Source organism: Priestia sp. VA7, assembly GCF_055710015.1.
In genome coordinates this window covers 1-243 of sequence record NZ_JBVQPN010000078.1, presented here as the reverse complement: position 1 = coordinate 243, position 243 = coordinate 1, and the positions used below count along the sequence as shown (strand labels likewise).

Genomic DNA, 243 nt, shown 5'->3' with positions numbered 1-243 from the left:
ATGGAGCGGAAGACGAGGTTCGAACTCGCGACCCCCACCTTGGCAAGGTGGTGTTCTACCACTGAACTACTTCCGCTTATTAAAATGAGCCATGAAGGACTCGAACCTTCGACCCTCTGATTAAAAGTCAGATGCTCTACCAACTGAGCTAATGGCTCTCTATGGCTGGGCTAGCTGGATTCGAACCAACGCATGACGGAATCAAAATCCGTTGCCTTACCGCTTGGCGATAGCCCAATAAAA

At 49.8% G+C, this 243-nt stretch carries 3 tRNA genes; all 3 read right to left on the bottom strand.

From position 1 onward, the window contains the following. Position 1: 1 nt before the first annotated feature. Positions 2-76 (bottom strand) — tRNA-Gly (locus AC0C45_RS30290). Between the two features lie 9 nt (positions 77-85). Beyond that, positions 86-158: transfer RNA gene (locus AC0C45_RS30285), tRNA-Lys, on the bottom strand. Between the two features lie 4 nt (positions 159-162). Continuing rightward, a tRNA-Gln gene (locus AC0C45_RS30280) sits at positions 163-237 on the bottom strand. Between the last annotated feature and the right edge of the window lie 6 nt (positions 238-243).